The sequence below is a fragment of the Mesoflavibacter sp. SCSIO 43206 genome, from assembly GCF_019904215.1.
In the GTDB taxonomy this organism is placed as follows: domain Bacteria; phylum Bacteroidota; class Bacteroidia; order Flavobacteriales; family Flavobacteriaceae; genus Mesoflavibacter; species Mesoflavibacter zeaxanthinifaciens.
Genome location: NZ_CP063201.1, coordinates 146,457 through 158,951, shown reverse-complemented (window position 1 = coordinate 158,951; position 12,495 = coordinate 146,457). Strand labels below are relative to the sequence as shown.

The 12,495-nt window shown below is 32.3% G+C and carries 10 protein-coding genes; 5 read left to right on the top strand and 5 right to left on the bottom strand.

Going from position 1 to position 12,495, the window contains the following annotated elements:
* Positions 1–99 precede the first annotated feature (99 nt).
* From INR78_RS00720 to INR78_RS00705, 4 genes are all read left to right on the top strand, one after another.
* Positions 100–750, top strand: coding sequence for a DUF4331 family protein (locus INR78_RS00720; RefSeq protein WP_027878600.1), 651 nt, complete (start codon positions 100–102; stop codon positions 748–750).
* Positions 751–772: 22 nt separating this feature from the next.
* On the top strand, positions 773–1,333 hold the full coding sequence (locus tag INR78_RS00715; protein ID WP_027878601.1) for a DUF4331 family protein: 561 nt from the start codon (positions 773–775) through the stop codon (positions 1,331–1,333).
* 85 nt (positions 1,334–1,418) lie between these two features.
* The gene (locus INR78_RS00710; RefSeq protein ID WP_223077061.1) at positions 1,419–2,702 is read left to right on the top strand and encodes a tetratricopeptide repeat protein; all 1,284 of its coding nucleotides are present in this window, start codon (positions 1,419–1,421) and stop codon (positions 2,700–2,702) included.
* A 19-nt stretch (positions 2,703–2,721) separates the two neighbouring features.
* Positions 2,722–4,944: a TonB-dependent receptor domain-containing protein gene (locus INR78_RS00705; RefSeq protein ID WP_223077060.1), complete on the top strand. Its 2,223-nt coding sequence runs from the start codon at positions 2,722–2,724 to the stop codon at positions 4,942–4,944.
* A 384-nt stretch (positions 4,945–5,328) separates the two neighbouring features.
* On the opposite strand, the gene INR78_RS00700 is transcribed toward INR78_RS00705, so the two are convergent.
* From INR78_RS00700 to INR78_RS00680, 5 genes are all read right to left on the bottom strand, one after another.
* Entirely contained in the window at positions 5,329–6,126 is a 798-nt protein-coding gene (locus INR78_RS00700) for an anti-sigma factor domain-containing protein (protein ID WP_223077059.1), read from the bottom strand.
* A gap of 1 nt (position 6,127) precedes the next feature.
* Positions 6,128–6,655: an RNA polymerase sigma factor gene (locus tag INR78_RS00695; protein ID WP_027878605.1), complete on the bottom strand. Its 528-nt coding sequence runs from the start codon at positions 6,653–6,655 to the stop codon at positions 6,128–6,130.
* Positions 6,656–6,754: 99 nt separating this feature from the next.
* Positions 6,755–7,381 (bottom strand): YceI family protein, encoded by a 627-nt coding sequence (locus INR78_RS00690; protein ID WP_027878606.1) that lies wholly within the window; start codon positions 7,379–7,381, stop codon positions 6,755–6,757.
* 21 nt (positions 7,382–7,402) lie between these two features.
* Entirely contained in the window at positions 7,403–7,960 is a 558-nt protein-coding gene (locus tag INR78_RS00685; RefSeq protein ID WP_223077058.1) for a superoxide dismutase family protein, read from the bottom strand.
* A 90-nt stretch (positions 7,961–8,050) separates the two neighbouring features.
* A complete protein-coding gene (locus tag INR78_RS00680; RefSeq protein ID WP_223077057.1) occupies positions 8,051–11,269 on the bottom strand; it encodes a hypothetical protein in 3,219 nt (1,072 codons plus the stop codon).
* Between the two features lie 98 nt (positions 11,270–11,367).
* Between INR78_RS00680 and INR78_RS00675 the strand changes: the two genes are divergently transcribed.
* Positions 11,368–12,495: a VWA domain-containing protein gene (locus tag INR78_RS00675; protein WP_223077056.1), complete on the top strand. Its 1,128-nt coding sequence runs from the start codon at positions 11,368–11,370 to the stop codon at positions 12,493–12,495.

Below are 12,495 nucleotides of genomic sequence, written 5' to 3'. Positions count from 1 at the left end.
CAAATTTTCTTTAACAAAATTTTAATAAAACCTTAAGTTAAATAATTGCGTAGGTAGTGTTGAGAACCAAAAATAATAATTAACAAAATCTCAGACATTATGAAAAATTTAAAACTAGTATTAGGAGTTAGCATTTTTGCAATTGCAGGCTACTTCTTTTTATCTGCAGACCATATTGATGCGCCTGCAGTATCAGGTGGTACAAGTGATATCACAGATTTTTATGCCTTTCAGGGAGAAGATACAGACAACTTAGTATTTGCTGCAAATGTGCAAGGGTTACTTAGTCCATCAGCATCAGCAAGCGCTGCTTTTGATGAAAACGTTATGATAGAATTTAATATTGACAATACAGGAGACAATGTTGAAGACTTAGTAATACAAGCAGTACCAAGAGACGGAAAAATGTACTTTTTTGGACCATTTGCACCGTCTTCAACTGGGTTAAACAGTATGATTAATACTTCTGCAGATGTAACAGTTGTAGATATTACTTCTTACGGAAGCAATGCAATTGTCGAAACTAACGGAAACATTAAAGCTTTTGCAGGACCAAGAGACGATCCTTTCTTTATGGATTTTGCGCAATACGGAGAAATTATTGCAGGAAATGCTTCAGGTTTTAACGATCCAGGTACAGATACTTTTGCAGGAACAAATGTAATGTCTGTTGTTATTGAAGTACCAAAATCTTCTATTGGCGGTACAGGAACTATCAATACTTGGGTAGAAACTAAAACTAAACAATAATTAAACTTTTAAATTAAAAATTATGAAATCTATATATAAAATATTTAGCATCGCAGTATTTGCATTAGCTGCTGTTAGTTGTTCTAACGACGATGACTTTACTCAAATACCAACGCAACAAGAACCAGATTTTTCAGGGACGTATGCTCAAAACGATCAAATGGGTAGACCTGCAGTAAATACAGTATTTGTATCATCATCTTCAAAAGATATGTTTAATACAACTATTCCTACAGATCAAAATGCAGCGTTTCAATCTATGTTCGAAACTAACTTAACAGGTTTAAGTCCAGCATATGCGAACCCTGGAGACCAAAATGCATTAGGCTTAGATGCGCCAACATTTACTGGATTATTAGCTACAGATGTACTTAATGTGTCATTAGATGGTACAACTACTTTCTTTGATGGAACTAACGTATTAACAGGTCGTGCATTAGCAGACGATGTTATTTCGGTAGAACTACTACTTATCTTTGGTGGTGAAGATGGTACAGAAAACCCTTCGCTTTCAGATGATCATGTAGATGCAAATGATAAGCCGTTTTTAACGTCTTTTCCTTACTTAGCATCTCCTTGGTAGACTATTTTAATTAAGGAGTATTTCCCCAAAGTACTCCTTAGTTTACCTACTTATTACAACAAACAAACTACAAAAAACAAAAACAATGAAAACCAATATTATATTATTACTATTTGCATTTGTCTTGGCAAGTAGTTGTAAAGAAAAACCCAGTAAGATTACTAAAACAGCAGATTACGAAATCTATATAACTAAACCAGACAATACGATATTAAGTAAAATAGAAGAAGACTATAGTTTCTGGAAAAACAAATATAAAGAGACTCCAAACCAATATCCATATCTAGCTAAATTAGCAGCAGCAGAAAGTAAGTTGTTTATAGCTACAGGAAATATAGACTACTTAAAAAAAGCAGAAGAAAATCTTTTAGAGGTAAATAAAATTACCAAATACAACAATGCAGGCTATTTAAGAAGTTTAGCAAGAAATTACATTTCTCAACACAAATTTAAAGAAGCTTTAGACGTATTAAAAAAAGCTGAAATTAATGGAGAAAACCTTGAAGGAACACAAAAAATGCTTTTTGATGTGCACATGGAACTTGGTAATTATGCTCAAGCAAAAGATAATTTAGCTAAAGTTAAAGACTTAAACGACTTTGGTTATTTAATTAGATTGTCAAAATGGAGTGACTATAAAGGCGACTTGGCTTCAGCAATCAAATATTTAGAAAAAGCACAGACTATTGCAGAATCCTCTCAATTAAACGAAATTAAACAATGGACATATACTAATCTAGCCGATTTTTATGGTCATGATGGTCAAATAGAAAACTCTTATAATAATTATTTAAAAGCATTACAATTAAACCCAGATAATGCTTACGCAAAAAAAGGAATAGCATGGATTGTTTACGCACATGAAAATAATCCAAAAGAAGCTAAAAGAATCTTAGAAAAGATTGAAAAACAGCATCAATCTCCAGATTACTATCTGTTTAAAGCAGAGTTAGCTAAATTTGAAGGTGATACATTACAAAAAGATAAATATTTAAAAATTTATTTAGATAGTGTAAACAATCCTAAATACGGAAATATGTATAACGTGCATACTTCTAAGTTGTTAGCGGATGTTAATAGCGAAAAAGCTGTAGAGTTAGCCAAAATTGAAGTACAAAATAGACCAACACCTATGTCTTACGATTTATTAGCTTGGAGCTATTTTAAAACTGGTAAAAAAGAAAAAGCTTTAGAAATTATTGATACTTTTGTAGCTAATAAAACCTTTGAACCAGAAGCACAATACCACATGGCAGAAATCTACAAAGCTAACGGAAAAACAGACAAAGTAAAAGCTTTAAAAAAAGAACTACTAGCTAGTAGTTACGAACTTGGACCTGTAACCACAAAACAGGTGTCACAACTATAAACTACCAACAACTAAACTTATGAAAAAATTATTATTACTATTTGTAATGATAGGAACAACTATGTCCTTATCAGCACAAATTAAAGGAACAGTTGTAAGCAACAATCAACCTATTGAAGACGCTTACATTTACAATCAAACTTCAAAAAGTCATTCGCATTCAAATCAGTTAGGTCAATTTGAAATTAGTAATACTAACGTTGGTGACGTATTACTAATAGGGCTTTTAGGTTACGAAAAACAAGAAGTAACCTTAACAGATAATTTAATTGCTAATCTAGTTATAGATTTAAAACCAAAAGCGTTTATGTTAGACGAGTTGGTATTATCACAACCAGCAGATGTTTTAAGTAGCATTGTTCAAATAGATTTAGAAACCAATCCGATTAATTCTTCTCAAGAAATTTTAAGAAAAGTGCCAGGATTAATCATAGGTCAACATGCTGGTGGCGGTAAAGCAGAACAATTATTTTTACGTGGTTTTGATATTGATCATGGTACAGATGTAGCATTATCTGTAGATGGTATGCCAGTAAATATGGTGTCTCACGCTCATGGACAAGGTTATAGTGATTTACACTTCTTAATACCAGAAACTATTGAGAAAATTAACTTTGGTAAAGGTCCTTATTACTCAGATCACGGAGATTTTAATACTGCTGGTTTTGTAGATTTTAGAACAAAAAGCAGCTTAGATAACAGTACAATTAGCTTTACAGCTGGACAGTTTAACACTTTACGTACTTTAGGTATGTTTAATCTTTTAGAAAACAAAGCATCTCAAAATGCATATGTAGCATTAGAATATATAGAAACAGATGGACCTTTTGAGTCACCTCAAAATTTTGACAGATTAAACCTTATGGGTAAATATAATGCGTATTTAAACGATAATTCAAAATTAGGATTAACGGTTAGTCATTTTACAAGTAAATGGGACGCATCAGGTCAAATTCCTGTTAGAGAAGTCAACAATGGTAACATTTCTAACTTTGGTGCTATAGATGATACAGAAGGAGGATATACAAGTAGAAGCAATGCTAATGTACAATTTAGTACCATATTAGATAACGATATTGCTATGCAAAGTAATGTGTTTTACTCTAAATATAATTTTGAATTATACTCTAACTTCACCTTCTTTTTAGAAGATCCAGTAAATGGAGACCAAATAAAGCAAAAAGAAAACCGTGATATTTTTGGATTAAACACGCAGTTTAATAAAGAAGTTAATTACAATTCTTTTGATGTAAATTATACAGCTGGTTTAGGATTACGTTTTGACGATATTAAAGACATAGAGTTATCACACACATTAAATAGAAAGACAACTTTAGATTATATCCAATTAGGAGATGTGTATCAACGTAACATGAATGCTTTTGTTAATGCCGAAATTGACTTAGGAAAATTTAGCATCACACCAGGATTAAGGTTAGAATATTTCAACTTTCAATATAATAATAGGTTAAGTGAAACTTACGATTTGCAAACCAATACAGAAGTAGCTGTATTGCCTAAACTTAATTTTCAATTTAATCAAAACGAAAATTTACAATGGTTTTTAAAATCAGGAATAGGATTCCATTCTAACGACGCCAGAATTGTATTAAATAACGAAGTAGATAAAGCGTTACCAAAAGCGTATGGTGTAGATTTTGGAAATATCTGGAAACCAACACAAAAAATTGTACTTAATACAACATTATGGTACTTGTTTTCTGAAGAAGAATTTGTTTATGTAGGTGACGCCGGAATTGTAGAACCAAGTGGAGAATCTGAACGTTACGGATTAGATTTAGGTGTAAGATTTCAGTTAAACGATTATTTCTATTTTAATACAGATGCAACGTTTACAAAAGCGAGAAGTCTAGAAGCTGAAGATGGAGAAGATTATATACCATTAGCGCCAGATTTTACTTTAGTTGGTGGATTATCGGTTAAAGATTTTCATAAGTTTTCTGGAGCAATTAACTATAGATATATTGATGATAGACCTGCAAACGAAGATAACAGTATAGCAGCAGAAGGATATTTTGTAACAGATTTTAACTTAAACTATAGCTTTAATAAACACTGGAAATTAGGTGTTATTATTGAAAATGTATTTGATACAGACTGGAAAGAAACTCAGTTTTTAACCGAGTCTAGATTACAAAATGAAGTTGCACCTGTTGAAGAAATTCACTTTACACCAGGTACGCCATTCAACTTTAGAACAACATTAAGTTATTCTTTTTAAAAAAAGAATAAAAAAATAAAACCTTGCTATTCATAATTACGTAAATATGTTAGCTATCGATTTAAGGGAATTGATATAAAGAACTAACAAATAGGTTAATGCTATGAAAAAGTAAGGTTTGTTTTTTGTTAGTTTGTAGGAAATGTCTAATTAGTTTATACTTTTTAGGCATTTCTTTTTTTGTAACTATGTTGTTTAAGTAGCTATAAATAATTACGTTAACTATGTGTATTTAATATTAGCTTCAAACAATTAAATAAATATTGAAAATAAGTATATGATGAGGTTTTTTTATTCTACACAATATATAAATTGGTAATAAAAAATAGAAAATAAAAAAGCACTTCATTTAAGAAGTGCTTTCTTTTTACATGTATTTAAATATTAGTTAGAGGCTAAGGCACCTAACGTATATAATTGCTCTAATGTAGGCGATTGGCTACCACCAGCAGGCTCTAAAGTAATACCAAAAGCTTGAGATTTGTTGGCATTATCTAGCTTAAATATCTTATTATCATCCTGCATAAAATCGTCTATTGTACCTAAACTTGTTGGTGTAAGCGGATCTAATAATAAAGACCAAACTTGGTATACTTTTCCTTCTGGAGGTTCAGGTAGACCTTGTAAGTCTAAATAAATTTGATCATTATTTTCATCCCAATAAACTGTTGCATAGGCATCAGGATAAGCTGCTTGACCTTCTAAAGGTACCTTAATAATGTTTCTATCTCTTATTACGTTAAGCAGATTTTTAGTTTCGGCTAACTTAGATTTTGAGTCTTCTATTTGAATTTCTAAAAATTCTTTTTCTGTGTTTATTGTAGTTACCTCGGTTTCTAATTGCTGTTTTTGGTTTAATGTCCACAATAAGCCAGCACCAACTATTACTGCAGCTGCCCAACCTGTGTAAGTAAACCAATTTCTGTTTTTCTCTTTTGGTAACTGTACAACTTTATCGTTTCTGTTACTTAAGTGCGCTTTAATAGTGCTATAAGCAACAGGTTGCTCTGGAGCTATGCTATTAGATAATTTTATAAATGCTGCTTCTATTTGTAATACTTCCTGTAAAACTTCTGGATGTTTAAGCATTAAGTCATAAACCTCCTTGTTTTCTTTTTCAGAAAGTTGTCCTGCAACATAAAGTTCTAATATTCCAGATTGTATGTATTCGTTAATATTCATTTTATAATACTGAATCTCTTAGTTCTTGGATACAATTTCTATTTCTTGTTTTTATTGTGCCTATTGGCATATCTAGCTCTTCTGAAGCTTCTTTTTGGGTATAACCTTTAAAGTAAAGTAGCTCTATAATCTTAACACATTTTTCTGCTAGTTTATCTACAAACTTTTTTATACCAATAGCATCAGTCTTACTTCCTAAGTTATCTGATGAGTGTATTATATCTACGAAATAATCGGAGTTAAGGTTTTTGCTAGATTTTTTAAAAGCTTTAGATCTAGTTTTGTCTATTGCAGCGTTGCGAGATATATTTAAAAGCCAAGTAAAAAATCTACCTTTACTAGAGTTGTAACTATCTGCTTTTTCCCACGCTTTTATAAAGACGTCCTGCATGACCTCTTCAGCTATTTCATTGTCTCTAACAATGTTATAAATAACTCCATGCATGCTTTGACTGTACATATTATAGAGTTTTTCAAAAGCTTTCTCGTCTTTCTTTTGAAATTGAGATACTAAGTATTCTAATTGCATATAAGGGTTTGATGTATTTTTTAAATATAAGGATAAATGATAAAATAAAAAATCGCCCGAGAGCGATTTTTATAATTAAGTTTCTATTTGTATTTAAGTTTATTTTTCTCTTAAATAAGTTTCAATTTGAATAGCAACATCTTCCCATGTTTTACTAACTCCATCAGCACCTTTATGTAGGTCAAAACAAACTTTGTTAAGTGCGTTTAAGGCTTCTATAGCATTCCAGTTATTTAAGTCCATAGTTCCTTTTAACGTTACTCGTCTTTCATCTTCTATACCAACTTCTAAAGGTAAATCATGGGTTACACCATTCATTGTTAAGCTTGCTACATATTTAGAATCTTTGTACTTTAATGTTCCAGATATTAAATCTGTATCTATCATTGATCCAAAAAATGAATTCTTAATTTTAGCATCTCTTGTATTTGTAGCATCATTTGTAAAAAGGCTACTTACAGGAATAGAGAAGCTTAAGTTATTTAATGCTTCTTCTGGAGTTGCTCCAGATTTATTATCAAATTTTACTGTAGTAAACTCTCCATTAACTCCAACTTTGTCTGTTGTTTTATAAGCAGTCCATTTAACAGAAGTAGCTTCTGGTTTTACAACAAACTGTTTAGTTGTTTTAACGTCTTCGGTTGTTGTGGTTTCTTTTTTTTCTTCTTTACAACTAACAAAAACACTTAATGTTATAGCTAATAGTAAAATTGAAATTTTTCTCATTTGTTTTTATATTTATTTTGGTTATCTAATTATTCCTCCGCAACTAATTCTTCCTCCAGCTGCTCCTGTTGGTTGTGTTGTAAAATCATCTTCTCCTGAATGAACGATAATAGCTTTTCCTACTACATTTTTGGTGTCATCTTGGCATCCTACACACCACAAATCTGTTTTTAACGTAACAGTTGCTTTTCCGTTTTCATCAGCAGTTAAATTACCAATGTCGCCTTTATGAAAACCGTCTGGGCTACCCCATTTTCCGTGAGAAGTTCCTGTAGGATTCCAATGTCCACCAGTACTTTTTCCGTCGTCAGAAGAGCAATCTGCTTTTTCGTGTATGTGAATGGCATGCGTACCAGGTTCTAAACCGCTTAACATGGCTGTAAACTCTACAACACCATTAGTTTCTGTAAAAACAGCAGATCCAGAAACATTACTACCGCTTTTAGGTTCTAAATTTAGTTTTACTTTTTTAGATGTTTCAGCAATTGTTTTTTCTGTGTCCATTTTCTTTTTATCTTCTTTACATCCAACAAAAACTGCTAAGGTTAATATTAGCGTAATAAGGCTTATCTTTTTCATATTATATTAAATTTTATGGTTAGACATAGAAATTTAACTACTAAAAAGCCTTTTTGCAAATATCTATAGTTAATAATTCTTTAAAATAGTTTAATCTAAATTGAAGTTTTTAATGTTATCTAATGTTTTTGTCATATTAATAGTTTGCATTTTTTGATAATATGGCTTAAAAGTATCTTCAAAAAACAAGTTAGTTGTTTTTAAAGCGGCTTCTAGATCTTTTTTAGCATGATTGATTAATTTTTTTTCTGTTTCTGTAATTCCGGTTTTTCTTGATCCAACATACCATCTAGCTTTACTTAACCTGTCTGTTACACTAACATCTAGCGTCATAGTTATACCTTGTCTTTTATCCTGCTTTCCAAGATAAATATCTAAAACTTCATCTATTTTCTTTATAATATCTTTAGATGTCTTGATGTCTTCTTTGTATTTATCTTTGTCTAAATCGGTAAGTTCTTTTTTATACTTTTCTGCTAATGCTTTGCTTTCTGCAAGCTGTTTTGTAGCGTCTGCAGCAACTTGTTGCATTTGTTCTAATTGCTTTAAAGTATTGTAAACTTCATTTATAGCTTCTTTAGAGACGTCTAATCTAGGATCTGATTTTACGGTGATAGTTGTTTCTGAAGTTTGATCACCGTATTCTAAAACAGCTTTGTAAGTTCCAGGTTTAACATCAACTCCGCTAGGTTCACTTTTTCTTTTTCTTGTTGAACGCGAAGGTCTATCTACACCTTTTTCATCCATATACCACGTCCATTTTTGTAAGCCTTTTTCTTTAGGTGCTTTTTGTTTTAAAGTTCTAATTAGTTTGTCGTTGTCATAGATTTTTAGTGAAATTGAATCCCATTTAATGACTTCTTTATTTTCCGTTTCTTGACTGTCTTTTTCAGAATCTTCTTTGCTTTCATCCTCTTTAGAGCTTTCTTCTTTTTTATCTTTTGGATTAATAAAGTAACTAAAACGTGCTCCGCTACCACGATTTTCGCCATTAAACATAGCGTTTGCGCCAAAACGACTTCCCGTAGGTTGTTGGTATGCCGCTTGATAAGCAGTTGGAGGATTAAATAAAGTTATGGTTTCTGTAAGTGTGTTTTTATTTTTTGCAATTGCTCTTAACGGTCTAATATCATCCAATACCCAAGCAGCTCGCCCAAAAGTACCAATGACTAAATCATGCTCACGAGGATGAATTACTAAGTCTTTAACAGATGTAGTAGGGAAGTTGTTCGTCCATTTGGTCCATTGGTTTCCTGCGTCTATCGAGATGTATAAACCATCATCTGTACCTAAAAACATAAGGTTTGGTTCTTCTAAATCTTCAATTATAGCTAGTGCATAACTTTTTACATCGTTTTGATCTACAATGCGTTGCCAAGTTTTTCCGTAGTTTTTTGTTCTGTAAACATAAGGTGAATAGTTAAAACGTCTGTAGTCGTTTGCTACTAGCAATGCTTCACCTTTATTTTTATTACTAGCTTTTATTTGAGCAATCCAACTTCCTTTTGGTAATCCTGGTAAATTACTAGAGACGTCGTTGTATGTTTCTCCTCCATTTTGGGTGATATGCACTTTACCATCGTCTGTACCAACCCAAAACACATCTTTTTCTACTGGAGATGGTTCTATAACTAGTATAGTACAATGGTTTTCTGCACCTGTTGCATCCATCGTTAACCCACCACTTTCGTGTTGTTTTAACTTTTCAGGATCATTAGTGGTTAGGTCTGGCGAAATTACTTCCCATGTTAAACCTTTGTCAGTAGATTTATGTACAAACTGACTACCAAAATAAATCGTGCTATTATCAAAGGGATCGATATTTATGGCAGCATTCCAATTAAAACGAAGTCTTACATCTTTATCTGGATGTGTAGGTTGCACGGTGTAATTATTACCTGTTTTCCAGTCGTATCGACTTACATACCCTTGTTGACTCATGGTCCATCCATATTGTGAGTTATCTCTATCAGGAATAACATCAAAACCATCTCCAAAACTTATTTCTTGCCAATAACTGTTACGAATACCTTGTGCTTTCCATACATAAGCTGGTCCGCGCCATGATCCATTATCTTGCATTCCGCCATAAACGTTATAAGGAAACTCGTTATCTACATTAATATGATAAAATTGCGCCACAGGTAAGTTGCCAATAAAGCGCCAATTTTTTCCGCCATCTTTAGTAATATTCAATCCTCCATCATTACCATCGATCATAAAATTACCATTATCTGGATGTATCCACCATGCATGATGATCTGGATGTACACCGTTACTAGAACCATATGCTGGCATTAATTGATCAAAGTTTTTACCACCATCTTCACTTACATTTACATAGGTGAAAACAGAGTAAACACGGTTTTCATTTTCTGGATCAACATAAATTTCAGAATAGTAAAAAGGTCTGTTACCAATATCAGATTTATCGTTTATTTTTTTCCATTTAAAACCACCATCTTCGCTTTTATAAAGTGCATTTTTTTTAGCTTCGACTAAAGCATAAATAACGTTAGGTTTATTTTTAGCAATCGCAACACCAATACGACCTAATTCGCCTTTAGGGAAACCGTCTTCATCGGTTATTTTTTTCCAAGTTTCTCCACCATCATGGGTAATGTGTAAGCCAGAACCTTCGCCACCAGATTTAAAGAACCAAGGATCGCGTTTATGTTCCCAAAGTGCAGCAATTAATTTATTAGGATTTGATGGATCCATTACTAAATCTGCAACACCAGTTTTGTTATTTGCGAATAATATTTTGTTCCATGTTTTACCACCATCGGTAGTTTTAAAAACACCACGTTCTGGATGTTCTCCCCATGGACTACCAATAGCAGCTACGTAAACAATATTAGGATTTGTAGGGTCTACAATGACGCGATGGATATGTCTTGTTTTCTCCAATCCCATAAGTTGCCATGTTTTTCCGGCGTCTAAAGATTTATAAATACCATAACCGCCATTTAAACTGTTTCTAGGATTTCCTTCACCAGTTCCAACCCAAATCACGCTAGGATTTGATTGTTGTATAGCTACAGCACCAATAGATGCAGTTGCTTCTTTTTCAAAAATAGGTTCCCAATTTATGCCTCCAGAAGTAGATTTCCAAAGTCCACCAGACGCAGTTCCAACATACATTACATCTGGGTTTTTATGTACAACATCTATAGCAGTTACACGACCAGACATTCCGCCAGGACCAATATTTCTAGGTTTCATATTTTTAAGTAAATCCAAGTTTATTTCTTGAGAAAAACCTGAAAAAGAAATCATTAAGAATAGTAAAAGGGAAAGTTTTTTCATTATTAGTTAATTTAGTTTGCCTAAAGTTAAGCAACAAATTATTAAAAAGGTGTTAATGGATAAATTTTGACTTTAAAAAGTCGTATTTTTATACTGCAATGAAAAACGAAAAAACACATAGAAAAGGCTTTGTATTTAAACCTTACGAAGCACCTTCGCAAACTCCATTTGAAAAACTTTTTGAAATTTTTAAAGAGTTAATTACACATACTTCTGGCGATTTTGATGAAGCTATAGATTGGTTAAAGCAACTTGACGACGAGTATAACTTAACTACTGCAGAGTATACTATAGACGACTTTATTGAAGACCTTAAAAAGAAAGGTTACATAAGAGAAGAAATTAAACCTGACGGAAAAAAGGGTAACGCCATTACCGCTAAAACCGAAAGAGCTATAAGGCAATCTGCTTTAGAGCAAATTTTTGGGAATATTAAAAAGAGCGGTAGCGGTAATCACAAAAGCAAAAGTATTGGAGTAGGAGACGAGCATACTGGCGATTTTAGAGCATACCAATTTGGAGACAATTTGGATAAAGTTTCAATGACTGAAAGCTTAAAAAATGCCCAAATCAATCATGGTATAGGTGATTTTAATCTTACTGAAAACGATTTGGTTGTAGAAGAAACCAATCATAAATCACAAATGAGTACCGTGTTAATGATAGACATTAGTCACAGTATGATTTTGTATGGTGAAGACAGAATTACGCCAGCTAAGAAAGTGGCTATGGCGTTAGCCGAATTAATAACGACTAGATATCCAAAAGACACTTTAGATATTTTGGTATTTGGTAACGATGCTTGGCCAATAAAAATTAAAGATTTACCATATTTAAACGTTGGTCCGTATCACACAAATACAGTTGCTGGTTTGCAATTAGCAATGGATTTATTAAGACGAAAACGAAACACCAATAAGCAAATTTTTATGATTACAGATGGTAAACCAAGTTGCTTGCGCTTACCTGATGGTACATATTATAAAGATAGTAACGGACTAAATCCATACATTACAAACAAGTGTTATGCTATGGCGCAACAAGCCAGAAAATTACATATCCCAATCACTACATTTATGATTGCTCAAGATCGTTATTTAATGCAATTTGTAAGAGAATTTACACAAGCCAATCAAGGAAAAGCATTTTATACAGGCTTAAAAGGTTTGGGAGAAATGATTTTTGAAGATTACGAAACCAACAGAAAAAAAAGAATTAGAAGATAA